The 18090-nt window shown below is 64.7% G+C and carries 16 protein-coding genes; 11 read left to right on the plus strand and 5 right to left on the minus strand.

The features are described from left to right. Positions 1 to 63: 63 nt before the first annotated feature. The 7 genes from V0R59_RS26440 (at position 64) to V0R59_RS26470 (ending at position 8166) form a co-directional block, all read left to right on the plus strand. Positions 64 to 1821, plus strand: coding sequence for a carbamoyltransferase family protein (locus V0R59_RS26440; protein WP_330077550.1), 1758 nt, complete (start codon positions 64 to 66; stop codon positions 1819 to 1821). Then, a complete protein-coding gene (locus V0R59_RS26445; protein ID WP_330077551.1) occupies positions 1805 to 2935 on the plus strand; it encodes a glycosyltransferase in 1131 nt (376 codons plus the stop codon). Before V0R59_RS26440 ends, V0R59_RS26445 begins: the two co-directional genes overlap by 17 nt. Next, positions 2935 to 3831 carry an antimicrobial resistance protein Mig-14 gene (locus tag V0R59_RS26450; protein WP_330077552.1) on the plus strand — a complete coding sequence of 299 codons (897 nt, stop codon included), beginning with the start codon at positions 2935 to 2937 and terminating at the stop codon, positions 3829 to 3831. The genes V0R59_RS26445 and V0R59_RS26450 overlap by 1 nt, the downstream gene beginning before the upstream one ends. Then, positions 3828 to 5252, plus strand: coding sequence for a PIG-L deacetylase family protein (locus tag V0R59_RS26455; protein WP_330077553.1), 1425 nt, complete (start codon positions 3828 to 3830; stop codon positions 5250 to 5252). The genes V0R59_RS26450 and V0R59_RS26455 overlap by 4 nt, the downstream gene beginning before the upstream one ends. Next, positions 5249 to 6205, plus strand: a complete 957-nt coding sequence (locus V0R59_RS26460) for a glycosyltransferase family protein (RefSeq protein ID WP_330077554.1) — start codon at positions 5249 to 5251, stop codon at positions 6203 to 6205. The genes V0R59_RS26455 and V0R59_RS26460 overlap by 4 nt, the downstream gene beginning before the upstream one ends. 36 nt (positions 6206 to 6241) lie before the next feature. Beyond that, positions 6242 to 7012 carry a glycosyltransferase family 2 protein gene (locus V0R59_RS26465; protein WP_330077555.1) on the plus strand — a complete coding sequence of 257 codons (771 nt, stop codon included), beginning with the start codon at positions 6242 to 6244 and terminating at the stop codon, positions 7010 to 7012. Between the two features lie 62 nt (positions 7013 to 7074). Beyond that, complete coding sequence (locus V0R59_RS26470) at positions 7075 to 8166, plus strand: O-antigen ligase domain-containing protein (protein WP_375547414.1); 1092 nt, start codon at positions 7075 to 7077, stop codon at positions 8164 to 8166. A gap of 36 nt (positions 8167 to 8202) precedes the next feature. Here the strand turns inward: V0R59_RS26470 and V0R59_RS26475 are convergent, their stop codons facing one another. Then, positions 8203 to 8847 carry a BUD32 family EKC/KEOPS complex subunit gene (locus tag V0R59_RS26475; RefSeq protein ID WP_330077556.1) on the minus strand — a complete coding sequence of 215 codons (645 nt, stop codon included), beginning with the start codon at positions 8845 to 8847 and terminating at the stop codon, positions 8203 to 8205. A 101-nt stretch (positions 8848 to 8948) separates the two neighbouring features. Between V0R59_RS26475 and msbA the strand changes: the two genes are divergently transcribed. After that, positions 8949 to 10751 (plus strand): lipid A export permease/ATP-binding protein MsbA, encoded by a 1803-nt coding sequence (msbA, locus tag V0R59_RS26480; protein WP_330077557.1) that lies wholly within the window; start codon positions 8949 to 8951, stop codon positions 10749 to 10751. Positions 10752 to 10859: 108 nt separating this feature from the next. Further along, positions 10860 to 12281: a bifunctional D-glycero-beta-D-manno-heptose-7-phosphate kinase/D-glycero-beta-D-manno-heptose 1-phosphate adenylyltransferase HldE gene (gene hldE, locus V0R59_RS26485; RefSeq protein ID WP_330077558.1), complete on the plus strand. Its 1422-nt coding sequence runs from the start codon at positions 10860 to 10862 to the stop codon at positions 12279 to 12281. A gap of 39 nt (positions 12282 to 12320) precedes the next feature. Here the strand turns inward: hldE and V0R59_RS26490 are convergent, their stop codons facing one another. The 4 genes from V0R59_RS26490 to V0R59_RS26505 are packed head-to-tail and all read right to left on the minus strand — an operon-like array spanning position 12321 to position 15695. After that, positions 12321 to 13283 carry a metal ABC transporter ATPase gene (locus tag V0R59_RS26490; RefSeq protein ID WP_330077559.1) on the minus strand — a complete coding sequence of 321 codons (963 nt, stop codon included), beginning with the start codon at positions 13281 to 13283 and terminating at the stop codon, positions 12321 to 12323. Positions 13284 to 13323: 40 nt separating this feature from the next. Beyond that, the gene (locus tag V0R59_RS26495) at positions 13324 to 14136 is read right to left on the minus strand and encodes an aldo/keto reductase (RefSeq protein WP_330077560.1); all 813 of its coding nucleotides are present in this window, start codon (positions 14134 to 14136) and stop codon (positions 13324 to 13326) included. Then, positions 14133 to 15308 (minus strand): NAD(P)/FAD-dependent oxidoreductase, encoded by a 1176-nt coding sequence (locus V0R59_RS26500; protein WP_330077561.1) that lies wholly within the window; start codon positions 15306 to 15308, stop codon positions 14133 to 14135. The genes V0R59_RS26495 and V0R59_RS26500 overlap by 4 nt, the downstream gene beginning before the upstream one ends. A 54-nt stretch (positions 15309 to 15362) precedes the next feature. Next, a complete protein-coding gene (locus V0R59_RS26505; RefSeq protein WP_330077562.1) occupies positions 15363 to 15695 on the minus strand; it encodes a DMT family transporter in 333 nt (110 codons plus the stop codon). An 87-nt stretch (positions 15696 to 15782) separates the two neighbouring features. On the opposite strand from V0R59_RS26505, the gene V0R59_RS26510 reads away from it, so the two are divergent. Both V0R59_RS26510 and waaA read left to right on the plus strand, forming a co-directional pair. After that, positions 15783 to 16676, plus strand: coding sequence for a LysR family transcriptional regulator (locus tag V0R59_RS26510; protein ID WP_330077563.1), 894 nt, complete (start codon positions 15783 to 15785; stop codon positions 16674 to 16676). An 11-nt stretch (positions 16677 to 16687) separates the two neighbouring features. After that, a complete protein-coding gene (gene waaA / locus V0R59_RS26515) occupies positions 16688 to 17959 on the plus strand; it encodes a lipid IV(A) 3-deoxy-D-manno-octulosonic acid transferase (RefSeq protein WP_330077564.1) in 1272 nt (423 codons plus the stop codon). Positions 17960 to 18090 lie beyond the last annotated feature (131 nt).

The raw sequence follows: 18090 nt of genomic DNA on the forward strand, positions 1-18090 counted from the left end.
CCTTTCGCCGCCGCCCGCCCATGAGGCCGGGGCGCATTTTTACCGAATGAAGAGGCTCGACCCTTGGCATTGACGATTCTTGGCCTGTCCGGCGCCCTTAGCCATGATCCTTCCGCGGCCCTGTACATCGACGGCAAGCTGATCGCCGCCGCTGAAGAAGAGCGCTTCGTGCGCGACAAACATGCAAAGAACCGCATGCCCTACGAATCGGCGAAGTTCTGCCTCGAACAGGCTGGCATCAAGCCATCCGATGTCGACGTAGTCGCGATCCCGTTCGCCCCCATCAGCCTGTTCGGCAAGGCCCGCTGGCACTATGCCAAGCGTTACTGGTATGCCCCGGACCGCGCCCTCGACGCGATCCTGATGGGTAACCGCCGCTACAAGCGCTACCGCAAGAAGATCGTCTGGTGCCTGGAGCAACTGGGCTTCGATCCGAAGAAGATCAAGATCGAACCGGTCGAGCACCACCTGGCCCACGCCTCCAGTGCCTACCACTGCTCGGGCTTCAAGGAGAAGACCGCGATCCTCGGGATCGACGGCAAGGGCGAGTACGCCACTACCTTCTTCGGCTACGGCGAGAACGGCAAGATTCACAAGATCAAGGAATTCTTCGATCCGGATTCGCTGGGTGGCCTGTACGGTGCGATCACCGAGTTCCTCGGCTTCGAGATGCTCGATGGCGAGTTCAAGGTCATGGGCATGGCGCCGTACGGCGACGCCAGCAAGTACGACTTCTCGCGCCTGGCCAGCTTCGAAAACGGCGAACTGGTGATCAACACCGAGTACGCCAACGTCATCGGCCTGCGTCGCTATAAAGAGAAGGGCAAGGGCTTCTACTTCTCGCCGAAGCTGATCGAGTGGCTGGGTCCGAAGCGCGAAGGCGATATCGCCGACGAGCCGTACATCCACTACGCCGCGAGCATGCAGGCGCTGTTCGAGAAGCTGGCGCTGCAGATGATCGACCACTACCTGGGCGACGTCCTCAAGGAGACCGGCAAGCTGGCCTTCGCCGGTGGCTGTGCGCTGAACGTCAAGCTGAACCAGAAGATCATCGCCCGTCCGGACCTGAAGGAGCTGTTCGTCCAGCCAGCCTCCGGCGACGCGGGTACCGCGGTCGGTGCCGCGGCCTACGTCTCCCACGCCCGCGGCGTGCCGGTGGAGAAGATGGAGCACGTCTACCTCGGCCCGTCCTACTCCAACGAAGACGTGATCGCCGCCTGCGCCCGCCATCCGAGCAAGCCTGCATGGCGCAAGATCGACGACATGCCTGAGCGCATCGCGCAGATCATGGTCGACGGCAACCCGGTGGCCTGGTTCCAGGGCCGCATGGAGTTCGGCCCGCGCGCCCTCGGTGGTCGTTCCATCATCGGCTGCCCGAGCGTGCCGGGCGTGGCCAACCGCATCAACGAGCAGATCAAGTTCCGCGAGCGCTGGAGGCCTTTCTGCCCGTCCATGCTGGACACCGTCGGCCCACAGATGATCAAGGTCGATCACCCGGCGCCGTTCATGACCTTCACCTTCGAAGTGGCGGAAGAGTGGAAGACCCGCGTGCCGGAAGTGGTCCACGAGGACGGTACCTCCCGTGCCCAGGTGCTCAAGCGCGAGTACAACCCGCGCTACTACGACATGATGAAGGCCCTGGAGGCCCTGACCGGCAACGGCGTGTCGCTGAACACCTCGCTGAACCGTCGTGGCGAACCGATGATCTGCTCGCCGACCGATGCGCTGAACATGTTCTTCGGCTCCGACCTCCAGTACCTGATCATGGAAGATATCCTGGTGGTGAAGGACGGCGCGAAAGCCTATGACACGCTCGACTGACAAGCGCGTCCTGCAGTTCTGCCATGGCTATGACGGGCCCTTTCTCGACTGCGCCCGTCAGTACGCCAGCCTGTTCGCCGGCAGCGGCTACCAGGTCACCACGGTATTCCTCACTGGCAAGGCCGATCCGCGCGTGGCGCAGGGCTGCGCCAGCGACGAGGTGCTGTTCCTCGAATTCAGCTCCAGTGCCATTCGTGGCCTGAAGCTGGGTGCGATCCGGGCGCTGCGCAAGATCGCTGCGGCGCGCGACTTCAGTTTCTGCATCGCTCATCGTTTCAAGCCTGTCTATATCGCCTTGCTGGGCACGCGCCTGCCGGTTATCGGCGTGCACCATGCGTTCGATGACTACAAGCGCGGCAGTCGCCAACTGCTGGCGAATCTTTTCAGCAAACGCCTGAGCCTGCTGGGCGTGTCCGACGCGGTACGCGACGATATGCGCCGCTCGTTGAAGAAATGGCCGGCCGAGCGTATCCAGACACTGTACAACCGCATCGATATCGAAGCGCTGCAAGGCCAGCTGGTGCCCGCCAGCGAGGCTCGTGCTGCGCTGAAGCTGGACCCGCAGGCGTGGATCGTCGGCAACGTCGGTCGCCTGCATCCGGACAAGGACCAGGCCACCCTGCTGCGCGGTTTCGCCCAGGCGTTGCCGAACCTGCCGGCGGGCGCTCGCCTGGCGATTCTCGGCAAGGGCCGCCTGGGGCCTTCGCTCAAGGCCCTGGCGGCCGAGCTGGGCATTGCCGGGCAGGTCGACTTCCTCGGCCAGGTGCCCGATGCCCGTCGTTATTTCACTGCATTCGACGCCTTCGCCCTGAGCTCGGACCACGAGCCGTTCGGCATGGTCCTGCTGGAGGCGATGGTGGCTGGCGTGCCTGTCGCCGCGACCGCCTGTGGCGGCGCTCCTGAGGTGGTGGAAGGCGTCGGCGTGCTGTTCCCGCTGGCGGATCCCGTCGGACTCGCGCAGTCATTGCAAGTGCTCGCTGGCATGGATGAAGCGCAGCTCGAAGAATGCCGCTCACGCATGCTCGAACGCTTGCGCCAGCGCTTTTCCGACGAGGCGGTGCGCGAGGTGTTCTGGCGCCTGCCCCACGTCGTCGCGCTTACCTCGGGGGCCTGATGCTCAACCTTATCCAAGGCTGGCGCGAGCGAGGCTGGGCCGTCATCGACGCACGTACCTACGAACAGGCCTGGGCGCGCTTTGGTGGCAGCGTCGCCAGTCACCCGCTGGTGGTCGCGCAACTGGCGGAGATGGCTGACATTCCCGTGCGCTACCTGGCCTGGCAACAGGATGGCGAGATCAAGGCGGCGATCCCGACCTGGGGGCGCTACCTGGCCCTGTCCAAGGATGTGCTCAAGCGCAAGGGCAAGAAAGGCCTGTTCGACCTCGGTAATGCCGAGATCATCCTGCCGGCCGCCGCCGGTGCCCAGGCGCCATTGCGCCATGCCGCACGCTACCTGTCCGAACTCAACCAGGGGCGCTTCAGTGGCTTGAAGGCCCAGGCCGAGTCGCTGGCCATGGCCCGCCAGCCTGAAGACCTGTCGAAGAAATTCCGCTACAACCAGCGGCGTGAGCTGCGCCTGCTGGAAGAGGCGGGCGGGGTGGTGCGGCCGATCACCGATTTCACCAGCGTCGAGATCGCCGCGATGTACTGCGATCTGTTCCAGCGTCGCTGGGGTTTCGCCGCCACGGGTGCCGAGCGCATGGCCGAGGTCATCGAGCGCCTGCGTTCGCTGTTGATCGGTTCGGTGATATTGCTCAACGGCGCGCCGATTGCCATTCAACTGGTGTACAGGGTCGAGGCGCCAGACTGGATCAGTGTCGAGTACGTCAACGGCGGCGTGGATCCCGAGACCCGTGAATTCAGCCCCGGCAGCGTGCTCAGCTTCCTCAACACCCAGAGCGCCTGGGAAGACGCCCGCGCGCGCAACAAGACATTGCGTTTCTCCTTTGGCCGTTCGGATCGCGAGTACAAGGATCGATGGTGCCACCCCGTGCCGGTCTTCCAGTCTTGAACCGCAAGCAGCAGTTGCTCAAGCGCCATCGGCGCAACAAGCGCCTCGGGCTGTTGTTCGGCCTGGTGCTGCTGGTTGTGGTTGGCGTGCTGGTGGCCTGGTGGTTACCGCTGGTACTGGCTGTCGTAGCCTGGGCGGCGCATGAGGCCTGGTTCGCCGACCACCTGTTCTACGCTCCGGCCAGTGACTACGACTACCAGCTCGATGCCGATGAGTGCCATGCCGTGGTGCTGCGCGACGGCTGCGTGAGTGTGCCTGGGACCTGTCGGCTACAGGCGCAAGATACCCTGATCCTCAAGATTCGCCTGCGCGCTGGCTGGCTGGGCCGTTTTTTCGACCCGGCCGTGAAGATCCATGGTGACGAGGCCGATTGCCAGGCTTTCGAGCGTGGCGTGGCAGGCGTTCGCTACCTGAACCTGACTGGTCATTCCCAGGCCTTGGGTGAAGGGCGACTGCGCCTGGCCGGGCAGTTCTGCCGCCTGGACCACGACGCCGAGCTGTTCGTCTGCCGCCATCCCGACTATCTGGCCGGGCCGCTGCTGGTGATAGCACCACATGCCGACGATGCCGAGCTGGCCGCTTTTGCCACCTATGCCGAAGCGCGGGAAAGCTGGATCGTGACCCTGACCGCAGGTGAAATCGAGGCCGAGCACTACCGTGATATGGGCCTGGACCCGGTTTCCGCCGCTCGTCTCAAGGGCCAGTTGCGTGCCTGGGACAGCCTCAGCGTGCCACTCTGGGCTGGCGTTCCACAGGAGCGCTGTGTGCAACTCGGCTATTTCTGCTTGCAATTGCCGGCGATGAAAGCGCAGCCGGATCAGGCCGTCGGCTCCCGCGAAGCGGACCTGCTGGATACCCGCCCGTTTCGTCGTTTCAACAATGTGGTGCTGGCGAGCGACGCCAATGGTGCTCCGTCATGGCATAACCTGATCCAGGACCTGTGCGAGCTGATCGAGCGCATCCGTCCGGCGAGCATCGTGTTGCCCGAGCCGACGCTCGATCCGCATCCCGATCATGTCTGTGCCCGCGACGCGGTGATCGAGGCGCTGGCGCAGACCCGGTGGCAGCCTGAGGTGCTCCTGCACTACGCCAATCACCTGCATGACAACGACCGCTGGCCAATGGGCGATGCCGGCAACGGGGTGGCGCTTCCGCCATATTTCGACAGGGACGCGGCGATGCGCCCCTGGGCGCGGACAGTCTCCACACAAACTCAGTGGCAAAAGGCCATGTCGTTGGGCATGATGCACGACCTGCAGCCTCGCCTGCCGTTCAAGCGGCGTCTGCGACGAGTGCTGCAGCGTTACCTGGCGGGCCGGAAATGGCCGGCCTTTGGTGAGAACGAATTTTTCCGCAAGGCAGTTCGTCGGCACGAACTCTTCTGGGTAGAAACGTGTGCCGACAAGAGAGAGCAACGGTGAAAGTCCTTTTTCTGGTTCAGAAAGACCAACGTGCAATCCTGGACCGTCTCTATGACGGTATCGCGGCTGGGTGCGACTGCGACATCCGCTGGCTGAGTGATGCCGAACAGGACAACCTGCGTGGTTATTTCCGCGAGCACGTCAAGGTCGAGCAGTACGACCGCATCCTGTTCTTCCTGCGCTTCAAGAAGGAAATACGCCAGGTCAGCTTCATCCGCACCTTGCCGAACCTGGTGATCCTGGAACATGACGCGTACCAGAACTACATCCCGTGCAAGTACACCGGCAAGTTCAGCGAGCACTACGGCAAGCTGCCCTGGGCGAGGGTCATCACCTCTGGCGCGGTCGTCACCCGGCATCTGCGTGACGAGGGCTTCGACGCGGTGTTCATACCCAAGGGCTATGACCAGGCTCTGTTGAGCAACGAGGGCAGTGAGCGCGACATCGAACTGGCGTTCGTCGGCAGCTTGCGCAGCGTCGCCTATTCGGGGCGCAAGGCAATGCTCGAATCCCTGGCCAAGGTCGAAAACCTGGTGATCACCCGCACCAAGTCCGGCGAGGAATACCGCGCCACCCTGAGCCGGATCCGTTTCTTCGTCAGTGCCGACGTGGGCATGGGCGAATACATGATCAAGAACTTCGAGGCCATGGCCTGCGGTTGCGTGCTGCTGGCGTACGACCAGGGCGAGGAAGAGAATCGCGCGCTGGGCTTCGTAGACCTGAACAACATCGTGCTGTACCGCGACATCGATGAACTGCGCGGGAAACTGCAGCAGTTGCGCGAGCAGCCCGAACTGGCCGACAGCATCGCGCGCAATGGCCAGCAGTTGGCGGAGCAGCATTTCACCTTCGATGCCCTGGGTCGCGCGATCGTCGAGGCCATGCGTCCCTCGTTGCGTCCGCATGTCGTGCCGGGCTGGTGGGCAAGGTTGCGCAGCGCGGTAGGCCTGTAAGGCCGCTTCATCGTTTTTTACCGAGGAAAGATAACCATGGTCTTCAGCGAAAACAGTCAGATCACCTTGATGGTGACCAGCTGTGGCCGGTTCGACCTGTTGAAGCGCACGCTCGAGAGTTTCGATCGCTTCAACACTGCGCCGATCCGTGAAGTCTTCATCACGGAAGATTCCGGCGACGAGGCGGTGCGTGATTGCATCCCGGCCGCATGGCGCGAGCACACAACCTTCATCGTCAACAACCCCAAGCTGGGCCAGATGCGCTCCATCGATGCGGCCTACGGGCAGATCAAGACGTCCTGGGTTTTCCACTGCGAAGACGACTGGGCGTTCTATCGCCCTGGCTTCATCGAGGACTCCCAGGTCCTGCTCGAAGCCGACCCGCAGGCGCTGCAGGTCTGGCTGCGAAGCTTCAACCATGATCTGCAGGTACACAGTCCGTATGTGTTTCTCAACGAGCGGCAAGTGCTCCAGGGCATTGCGTTCCATCAACTGGGCTCGCACAAGGCCGACTGGCAGGGGTTCTCCCTCAACCCTGGACTGCGTCGCCTCGCGGACTACCAGCAGCATGCACCCTATGCCGCGCACTCTGGCGAGAAGAGCCTGTCGCGGGCCTATGCGGCGGAAAATCGCTACGCACTCATTCTGGAAAACGATGCCGTGCTGCATACCGGCTTCGGTGAACATGTCGAGTTGCCGCAGGAACGCGTCAACAAGATTCGACGTAAACGCAGGGATCGCTTCAAGCTCATGGGAAGCGTTGCTGTCGGCATCGTCATTGGATTTTTGATCAGCACTTTCTTGTGAGGCCAATCGTGGGAAGCAGAACCAGTCGTCGTTACTTCGCCGTGGCGACGATCGTATTTCTATTGAGCTACATCCTGATGAATTCGTCGAAATGGACGAACAACATCTTCTATGCATTCATCGCGCTGCCGGGCCTGGTGTTCCTGCTCAAGGAGCGTGGTGCGGGCCTGCTCAAGCAGCCGCTGGCCTGGGCGTGGCTGGTATTCATTGCGTGGTTCCTGGTGCCGGCGGCAATCGCCGGAGACGGCCAGTTCTACAAGCACATTCTCTACGTCGCTCTGTTCGTGTTCGTCGTTGCGGCGCTGGTCGAGCCGGAGCTGATGCGCAACGGACTGTTCGTCCGGGGGATGTTCTGGATACTGTGTGTATACATCTACGGGTTTGCAGCCTATGCCTACCTGACCGGAGTGTATGGTCTCGGCGAGCGGGTTGCTTTGTTGCCCTCACGGCTGCAGAACGTGATCTATACCAGCATCTGGCTGCTCTGCGCGCTGGCTCTGGCGTTCCCGCTGTGGCTCAAGGAGCGCCGCTATCTTGAGGCCGCCGCAGCCGTTCTGTTGAGCCTTTTCGCCATTGCCTTCGTCCTGCAGACCCGTACCGCCCTGGTCGGCGCGGTCTTCCTGTTCGGGCTTTGGGCGCTCCACGCCATCTGGAAGTTCCCGAAGCTCGGGTTGGCCGGACTGGCTGTCGGCATCGTCGGGGCAGGGCTGACGTTGTGGATCATCCATGATCAGGCCTGGTTCGTTGGGCTGATGGCGCGCGGAGATTCGTTCCGGGTAGAGCTGTTCCAGATCATGACCGGCGAATGGCGCAACTGCGGCTGGCTGCTGGGCTGTGGTGTCGAATTCAAGACCACCCAGTTGCTAGGGGGCTTCATGCCCATCCAGCATCCGCACAATATGTTCGTGGCGCTGGGGTTGTATACCGGTGGTGTCTCGCTGGTGCTGTTCCTCGTGCTGATGGCGTCCACGCTGTTGATGGCCTGGCGCAATCGCGATCCTTGGGGTCTGTTCCTGGCAGCTGCCCTGGTGATGCTCAACTTCGATGGCAGCAAGCTGGTGGGCAACCCCGATGAGCTCTGGCCATTGGTGCTGCTGCCCGCAGCCGTGGTGATGGGATGGGTCGTGCAGGAAAAGCGACGCTCCCTGATCTGATGCAACTGACGACCACCTTCGGGTGGTCGTTCCGTTTCAGCCCTTGCCCAGGACCGTCGCGAGGTCTGCGGCAGTGCAGCGCGTCTGGGCGGCCTGGTATGCCCGGGCGAACACGTCGTTGCCCTGGCCGAGCAGCCAGGCCCGGTCTTCCTTGTAGCGCAGCATGTGCTTGAAGTTGCGCAGGCGCTGGGTCTTGCGCAGCGGGCGGTGGTAGGTGCGCATGTCGGCGATGTCGATCAGTCCGAGTTCGCCTTCCGGGGTCAGGACCACGTTGCCCAGGTGGGCTGAGCGGAAGTAGATGCCTTTCTCGTGCAGTTCAGCGATGAAGGTGCCCAGGCGTTGCCGTAGCGAGTCGTCGCTGCGTGGATCGTCCAGCAACTGGCGCAGGGTCTTGCCGGGCAGCGGGTCGTAATGCACCGCGTCACGGGCGATCTCGGCGATGCGATAGACCTCGCGCACCTTAGGGCACGGAATGGCGCGCTCGGCGAGGGTCCGGCAGTTGTCAGCGAAGCGCCGGGCATAGGGGTACCAGGCCGCGGAACTGATCAGGCGCTTGCGCCGGAACAGTTTCAGCATCGAGCCGTCGCGCAGGCGCAACACCTTGTCGCCGGTGCCATCGGCTTCCAGAACGTGCGCTCCTTCGCGCAGGGCGAGGTAGCGGGCATGGTCGAGCGCTTGCATCGAAACTCCTGTGTAAAGCCAGCCGGCTATATTACCCCAGCACGAAGTGGCAAAAACCGCTTGTGCTACAATCCCGCCTCTTTTTCATACGACGGACTCTCATGACTGCTCCCGATTCGTCCGGCCCTTCGAGCCTGAAGATCTACTTCCGTCTGCTGAGCTATGTGAAGCCCTACCTGGGCACTTTCCTGGTCAGTATCGTCGGCTTCGTCATCTTCGCTTCTACCCAGCCCATGCTGGCCGGCATCCTCAAGTATTTCGTCGATGGATTGAGCAATCCCGAAGCGGTGCTGTTCCCCACAGTGCCGTACCTGAAAGACCTGCAACTGCTCCAGGCCGTGCCGCTGCTGATCGTGCTGATCGCCGCCTGGCAGGGGCTCGGCTCCTATCTGGGCAACTATTTCCTGGCCAAGGTTTCCCTGGGCCTGGTGCACGACCTGCGGGTCGAGCTGTTCAACAAGCTGCTGGTCCTGCCCAACCGCTACTTCGACAATCACAACTCCGGCCACCTGATCTCCCGTATCACGTTCAACGTGACTATGGTCACCGGCGCGGCCACCGATGCCATCAAGGTGGTGATCCGCGAAGGCCTGACCGTGGTGTTCCTGTTCGTCTACCTGCTGTGGATGAACTGGAAGCTGACCTTGGTAATGCTGGCGATCCTGCCGCTGATCGCGATCATGGTGAGCAGCGCCAGCAAGAAATTCCGCAAGCAGAGCAAGAAGATCCAGGTGGCGATGGGCGACGTGACCCATGTCGCCTCCGAGACCATCCAGGGCTACCGCGTGGTGCGCAGCTTCGGCGGCGAACGCTACGAGCAGGAGCGTTTCGCCAACGCCAGCCAGAGCAATACCGACAAGCAGTTGCGCATGACCAAGACCGGGGCCGTATACACCCCGATGCTGCAACTGGTGATCTACACCGCCATGGCGGTGCTGATGTTCCTCGTCCTGTTCCTGCGTGGCGAGGCCACTGCCGGTGACCTGGTCGCCTACATCACCGCAGCGGGCCTGCTGCCCAAGCCGATTCGCCAGCTCTCCGAGGTCAGTTCGACCATCCAGCGCGGCGTGGCTGGCGCGGAAAGCATTTTCGAGCAACTGGACGTCGAGCCCGAAGTCGATAGCGGCACCGTCGAGCGTGATCGCGTCAACGGTCGCCTTGAAGTGCGCAACCTGAACTTCACCTACCCGGGCAGCGAGCGCCCGGTCCTCAGCGATATCAACTTCACCGCCGAGCCGGGTCAGATGATTGCCCTGGTCGGTCGCTCCGGCAGCGGCAAGTCGACCCTGGCCGGCCTGATCCCGCGTTTCTACCAGCACGAGCAAGGCGAGATCCTGCTGGATGGTGTCGAGGTAGAGGATTACCGCCTGCGCAACCTGCGCAAGCACATCGCCCAGGTGACCCAGCATGTCACCCTGTTCAACGACACCGTGGCCAACAACATTGCCTACGGCGACCTGGCCGGCGCACCGCGGGAGCACATCGAGGCCGCGGCCGCCGATGCCTACGCCAAGGAGTTCATCGAGCAACTGCCGCAGGGCTTCGATACCGAGGTCGGCGAGAATGGCGTGCTGTTGTCCGGTGGCCAGCGCCAGCGCCTGGCGATCGCCCGTGCGTTGTTGAAGAACGCGCCGCTGCTGATCCTCGACGAGGCCACCTCGGCACTGGACACCGAGTCCGAGCGACACATCCAGGCGGCCCTCGACCAGGTGATGAAGGGTCGTACCACCCTGGTCATCGCTCACCGCTTGTCGACCATCGAGAAGGCCGACCTGATCCTGGTGATGGATCAGGGGCGCATCGTCGAGCGTGGCAGCCACGCCCAGTTGCTCGCTGCCAACGGCTACTACGCCCGGCTCCACGCCATGGGCCTGGACGAGCCAAGCAAGGCCGACATCACCTGATACATCTGTCCGGGGACTTCGCGTCCCCGGACTTTTCCGCTGTAATCTGGCACATGCGTCGCCTGTGCTAATATCCCGCCCCTGTTCATTCTGTCTGATGGGTTCTCCATGAAGTTGTCCATGCCGCGTTTCGATCAAGCCCCGGTACTGGTGGTCGGCGATGTCATGCTCGACCGCTACTGGCATGGCGGTACTTCCAGGATCTCGCCCGAGGCCCCGGTGCCGGTGGTCAAGGTCGAGCAGATCGAAGACCGTCCCGGCGGCGCGGCCAACGTGGCCTTGAACATCGCCGCGCTGGGCGCGCCGGCCGCGCTGGTCGGCGTCACCGGCCAGGACGAAGCGGCAGAGAGCCTGGCCAACAGCCTGCAGGCGGCGGGCGTGCGCTCGGTGTTCCAGCGCATCGCGCACCAGCCGACCATCGTCAAGCTGCGGGTCATGAGCCGTCACCAGCAACTGCTGCGCATCGATTTCGAAGAACCCTTTGCCACCGACCCGCTGTCCCTCGGCGCGGAAGTCGACACCCTGCTGGACGGGGTCAAGGTGCTGGTCCTGTCCGATTACGGCAAGGGCGCGCTGCGCAACCACCAGAGCCTGATCCAGGCCGCTCGCGAGCGCGGCATCCCGGTGCTGGCCGATCCCAAGGGCAAGGATTTCTCCATCTACCGCGGCGCCAGCCTGATCACCCCGAACCTCAGCGAGTTCGAGACCATCGTCGGCCGCTGCGCCGACGAGGCCGAGCTGGTGGCCAAGGGCGGCCAGCTGATGCGTGAACTGGAGCTGGGCGCTTTGCTGGTCACTCGTGGCGAGCACGGCATGACCCTGCTGCGTCCGGATCATCCGGCCCTGCACCTGCCGGCCCGTGCCCGTGAAGTGTTCGACGTGACCGGTGCCGGCGACACGGTGATTTCCACCCTGGCAGCGGCCATCGCCGCCGGCGAGGACCTGCCGCACGCGGTCGGCCTGGCCAACCTGGCTGCCGGCATCGTCGTTGGCAAGCTGGGTACCGCGGCGATCAGCGCTCCGGAACTACGCCGGGCGATCCAGCGCGAGGAAGGTTCCGAGCGCGGCGTGCTCAGCCTCGACCAGTTGCTGCTGGCCATCGACGATGCCCGCGCGCACAAGGAAAAGATCGTCTTCACCAATGGTTGCTTCGACATTCTCCATGCCGGTCACGTGACCTACCTGGAGCAGGCGCGGGCCCAGGGCGATCGCCTGATCGTCGCGGTGAACGACGACGCCTCGGTGAGCCGCCTGAAAGGCCCGGGCCGCCCGATCAACAGCGTCGACCGGCGCATGGCGGTACTGGCCGGTCTGGGTGCGGTGGACTGGGTGATCAGCTTCCCCGAGGGCACCCCGGAAAACCTGCTGAGCCAGTTGAAGCCGGATGTGCTGGTCAAGGGCGGGGATTATGGTATCGACCAGGTGGTGGGTGCCGATATCGTCAAGGCCTACGGCGGGACGGTGAAGGTGCTGGGTCTGGTGGAAAACAGCTCGACCACGGCGATCGTCGAGAAGATCCGCAAGAACTGATATCTCCTGTGGGTGCTGGCATGCCAGCGCCCACAGGGTTCACTTGCTCAACCCGCCCCGCGCCATCTGCAACAACTCCTTCGCTTTCCCCGTCAACCGCTGCAAGCCGCTGTCCGGCTTCTTCGGCGTCAACCCCTGCTGGCGCAGCCAGTCCTTCCAGCGAATCCGCTCGTCCTTCACCACCCAGCCTTCCTGCCGGGCGAAGCTCTCGGCCAGGTACAGGCCACGGGTGCCGGCCGGCACCAAGCGATCCTTCTTCAGTTGGTACAGCTCGGGTAACGGCTGGCCATCCTCCAGCGGCATCAGGTACAGGTCGGGCCGCGCGCGATTGAGCCGGGCCACCAGTTGGTCGCCTTCGAGGCGCTCGTCGACATGGAACAGGCTCAGCGACTTGGCTTCCTTCGGCACCTGCAGGCGCAGGTCGTAGATCAGTTGCAGCGAGGCCGTGGGCAGATGCACATAGGCCCGCGGCCGCTCGATCAGTTGCTGGTTGCCACAACGCACCGGACGCGCCGCACCGGTATGCGGCGTGAGGATGAAGGGCAGGGCTTCCCGGTAGTGCAGGGCGGCGGCATAGGGGGCCGGCAGCCAGGTGTCGTTGAAGCGTCCGCCGAGCCAGCCTTCCGGGGTTTCCAGCAGGCATTCCTCGGCGACTTCCTGCACCGCCGTGTGCAGCGGCAGGTTGAGCTCCTGGGCAGGCACGTAGCCGGAGATCAGCTTGAGCACCACGTCGCCGCGGTCCTGTCGGCGCTGGCGCACCAGCACCCAATAGTCGCGGTGCTGCCAGCACAGGGTCAGGCGCACCGAGACGCCCAGGTTGGCCAGCTCGACGGCGAAGCGCTCGCTGTCCGGCAACTGGATGGCCTTGCGCCGTTGCAGGGTCTGGGCGAAGTTCAGCGGCCGGCCGATGCTCTGGTAGCTCAAGCCCTCCGGGCCGGCTTCGACATGGAGGGGCAGGGTCTTGAAGTTGCTGGGGTTCTTGCGGATCAGCGTTCGCGGCATGTCGGCTCCTTCTTGCGTTGGGGTCGGCCGCGGCGGCGGCTCAGTGCTGGCGCAACACCCGGGCGACGGTCGCCACGTTGTGGGCCAGGTGCAGCGGGTTGATGGTCCCGACAATAGCACTGCTCACCCCGGGATGGCCAAACAGCAGCTCGAAGCTGGCCTTCACCGGATCCACGCCCGGGCTCAGGCAGACATGGCCGCTGGCCAGGGCCTTCTTCACCAGGATCGCCTTGCCGTGGGCAGCGGCGTAGTCGAGGACAGGGCGCTCGGCCTGCTCGTCGAGATTGTAGGTGACCATGGCGCAGTCGCCCTGTTCCAGGGCTTTCAGGCCGCCCTCGGCGGTCTTGCCGGAGAAGCCGAAGCCGCGGATCTTGCCTTCCTGCTTGAGCAGGGCGAGGGTCTGGTAGACCTCCTCCTGCTCAAGGATGCGCAGGTCGTCGCCATTGGAGTGGACCAGGACCAGGTCGATGCAATCTGTTTCCAGGCGTTTCAGGCTGCGCTCCACCGAGGCACGGGTATGAGCGGCGCTGAAATCGAAGCGCGACTGGCCGTCATCGAATTCCTCGCCAACCTTGCTGACGATCACCCAATGCTCGCGCTGGCCGCGCAGCAGCGGGCCGAGGCGTTCTTCGCTGCGACCGTAGGCCGGGGCGGTGTCGATCAGGTTGATGCCCAGCTCGCGGGCCTGGGCCAGCAGCAGGCGGGCGGCGTCATCGTCGGGGATGGTGAAGCCGTTGGGGTACTTCACCCCTTGGTCGCGGCCCAGCTTGACGGTGCCCAGGCCCAGCGGCGAAACAACCAGGCCGGTGCTGCCCAGCGGGCGATGCAGGTCGTGCAGGGTTGGCAGGGTCATGGCAGCAGGCGCTCCCATTCCGGTTGGGCCAGTGGTGGTTTCGGCAGGTCGGGCAGGGCGGGGCAGTTGCCCGGCTTGATGCCGTCGCGGTCGAGGGCGTGCAGCACGCGGTCGGCGAAGTCCGGCGCCAGGGCCAGCTTGGTCGGCCAGCCCACCAGCAGGCGCTGCTGATCGGCGAGGAAGGCGTTGTCCGGGCGGACCAGGCCGGATTGCGCCGGCTCCGCACGGTCGACCCGCAGCGTTGCCCATTGCACCTGGCTAAGGTCCACCCACGGCAGCAGGCTAGCGACTTCCTTCTTAGCCGCGGCGATCTGCGCATCTGGCTCACGTGCGACGCCATCGGCCTCGGCGATGTCTCCGCCGAGGTACCAGACCCACTGGCCGTCGGCGGCCGGGTGGGTGGTCACGGTGATGCGCGGTTTCGGTCCGCCACCCAGGCAGTGGGCGTACAGCGGTTTCAGGCTCGGCCCCTTGGCCAGGACCATGTGCAACGGCCGGCGCTGCATGGCCGGCTGGTTCAGGCCAAGGTCGGCGAGCAGGTCGGCGGTGCCGGCACCGGCACTGAGCACCACGCGCTGGGCGCGGATCTCGCGGCCGTCGACGCGCAGGCCGACGAGGTCGTCGTCCTCGCGCAGCGGTTCGATCTTCTCGCCGGCGAGCAGGCTGTCACCGCCCAGTTCGGCCAGGCGTTGCAGCAGGCTCGGCACGTCGACCACCAATTCAGCCAGGCGATAGACCTTGCCCTTGAAGCCGCGGTCCTGCAGGGCCGGCGGCAACTGGTCGCCCTTGACCTGGTCGACGCGGCCGCGCACGGCCTTGCTGGCGAAGAAGCTGGTGAGGTTGCCGGCGAGGGTGCCGGGGGACCAGAGATAGTGGGCCTCGGACAGCAGGCGCACGCCGGACAGGTCCAGCTCGCCGCTGCCTGCCAGGGCCTCGCGCCAGCGTCGTGGCATGTCGGCGATGGCTTCCGAGGCACCGGTCAGGGCACCGTGCAGCGCGTACTTGGCGCCGCCGTGGATGATGCCCTGGGACTTGAGGGTCTGCCCGCCACCGACGCTGGCGCGTTCCACCAGGACCGTCGAATAACCCAGGCGCCGCAGGCGGGCGTTGAGCCAAAGACCCGCGACCCCCGCGCCGACGATCAGGACGTCGGTGGAAATGACCGTTGACATGCAGTTACCTCGACAAGCTGGACAGGCGGGCAAGTATACGCCTGTTACAGCTCGTCAATGCCCGGCGGTTTTCGAGAACAGCTGGATCACCACCACCCCGCCGACGATCATCGCCATGCCGAGCATGGCCGGCACATCCAGCTTCTGGTCGTAGATGACCAGTGCCGCGACGCTGATCAGCACGATGCCCAGTCCGGACCAGATGGCGTAGGCAATGCCCACCGGAATGCTGCGCACTACCAGGGTCAGCATCCAGAAGGCCACAGCATAGCCGCAGATCATCAAGGCCAGCGGCAGCGGTGTGCTCAGGCCCTTGACCGCTTTCATCGAGGCGGTGGCGATGACTTCGGCGCAGATGGCGATGGTGAGATAGGCGTAGGCATTCATGGTTCGGACTCCTCTGGTGGCTCGCGCATTCTAGGTCTTGGCCGGATGCGGTAAAGTCATTTCCTATCTGCTGGGGAGATAGGTTCGATGGTCCAACCGCAATGGAGTCTGGAGCAGGTCCGCCTGTTCGTCGAAGTGGCCGAACGGCGCTCGTTTTCTGCCGTGGCACGGGCCGAGGGGCGTGCGCAGTCGGCGGTGAGCAATGCCATCGCCTTGCTGGAAACCGACCTGGGCCTGACCCTGTTCGAGCGCAGCAGCGGGCGGCAGCCGCAGTTGACCGAGGCGGGGACGGCGCTGCTGGAAGACGCCCGGGAGTTACTGCGCCAGTGCGAACGCCTCGACGGCCGGGCCTCGGCCTTGATGCGCGGGCAGGAGCCGCGGCTGCGCTTGGCGCAGGACGAGGCGATGCCCTATCCGCCGGTGATCGAGAGCCTGGACGAGCTGTCGCAGCGCTTTCCGTTGCTCGAAGTGCAACTGGCCAGCAGCGCCCAGGGTGATGTCGCGCGGCAACTGGTGGAGCGGCGTGCGGACCTGGGCCTGATGTTTCACCACGAGCGTGTGCCGGATGCGCTGGAGCGCCGGGTCCTGGGGAGCATCGAGATGGTCACGGTGTGTCCGCCCGGGCATCCGCTGGCGGCGCTGGAGCGGGTCAGTTGCGAGGATCTGGCGCGACACCGGCAGTTGCTGGTCAATCCTCGGGACAGTGGTTATGCCGGAGGCGAGCCGGCCAGCCCGCTGGTGTGGCGGGCGGACAGCTTCTATGTGATGGCCGAGCTGTTGCAGCGCGGGCTGGGCTGGGCATGGTTGCCGCGCCATGTGGTGCAGTACCCGACCTACCAGCAGCACATGGTCGAGCTGGACTGTGAATGGCGCCCCCCGGCGCTGGTGGTGGAGCTTGCCTGGCGCCGGGATGAGCCGCTGGGGCCGGCGGCGCAATGGCTGGCGGAGCGCTTTGCCGTGCACCTGCGGGAGATGGGGTAAACTCCCGCGCCATGAACAGAACCCTCTATACCCTGCTATTCCACCTGGGCCTGCCGCTGGTCGCGCTACGCCTGTTCCTGCGCGGGCGCAAGGCGCCGGCGTATCGCCAGCGCATCGGCGAGCGCTTCGCCTTCGGCCTGCCGCCGCTGGACCCGGGCGGCATCTGGGTGCACGCGGTGTCGGTGGGCGAGAGCATCGCCGCAGCGCCGATGATCCGCGCGCTGCTGCAACGTTATCCACAGCTGCCGATCACCGTCACCTGCATGACCCCCACCGGTTCGGAGCGGATCCGCGCGATGTTCGCCAACGAGCCGCGCATCCAGCACTGCTACCTGCCCTACGACCTGCCTTGGGCGGCGTCGCGTTTCCTTGATCGCGCCCAGCCGAAGCTGGCGATCATCATGGAAACCGAGCTGTGGCCGAACCACATCCATCAGTGTGCGAAACGCGGGATCCCGGTGGCCCTGGCCAATGCCCGGCTGTCCGCGCGCTCGGCTCGCGGCTACGCGCGCTTTGCCGGCCTGACCCGGCCGATGCTGGAGGAAATGAGCCTGTTCGCGGTGCAGACCGAGACCGAAGCCGAGCGCTTCCGCCAGTTGGGCGCGCGTCCTCAGTGTGTGCAGGTAACCGGCTCGATCAAGTTCGACCTGAAGGTGGACGAGCACCTGCTGCCCCGCGCCCGCGAGCTGCGTGGGCAATGGGGCGCGACGCAGCGTCCGGTATGGATCGCCGCCAGCACCCATGACGGCGAGGACGCCCTGATCCTTGCTGCGCACAAGCAATTGCTGGCGATCCATGGCGATGCCTTGCTGATCCTGGTCCCGCGTCATCCCGAGCGTTTCGACGCGGTGCATGCGCTGTGCAGCGAGCAGTTCGTCACGGTGCGGCGCTCGTCCGGCGCGGCGCTGGATGGGCAGACCCGCGTGCTGCTCGGCGACACCATGGGCGAGTTGCTGTTCCTCTATGCCCTGGCGGATATCGCTTTCGTCGGCGGCAGCCTGGTGCCCACCGGCGGGCACAATCCGCTGGAGCCGGCGGCACTGGCCTTGCCGGTGATCATGGGACCGCATGTGTTCAACTTCCTGGAAATCAGCGCGATGCTGCGGGAGGCGGGGGCGTTGGAGCAGGTCGATGATGCCGAGGGGCTGGCGACCGAGGTGAGACGGCTGATCGAGTTGCCGCAGGATGCGCGGCGGATGGGTGAGGCGGGGGTGGCGGTGATGCGGGCCAATCAGGGGGCTTTGCAGCGGCTTCTGGATGGGCTGGGTGGACTGATCCGCTAAGGCTTTGCACGGACCTTGTAGGAGCGGGGTCACCCGCGATGACGGCGGTGGGATCACCCGGCGCCAGGGCGGGGGGCCCCCCCCCCCAACTGGGGGGAGAGTTAACGGCCGGGCGGGGCCAAGGGCGGGGG

This window comes from Pseudomonas ulcerans, assembly GCF_036324125.1.
Classification (GTDB): Bacteria; Pseudomonadota; Gammaproteobacteria; order Pseudomonadales; family Pseudomonadaceae; genus Aquipseudomonas; species Aquipseudomonas ulcerans.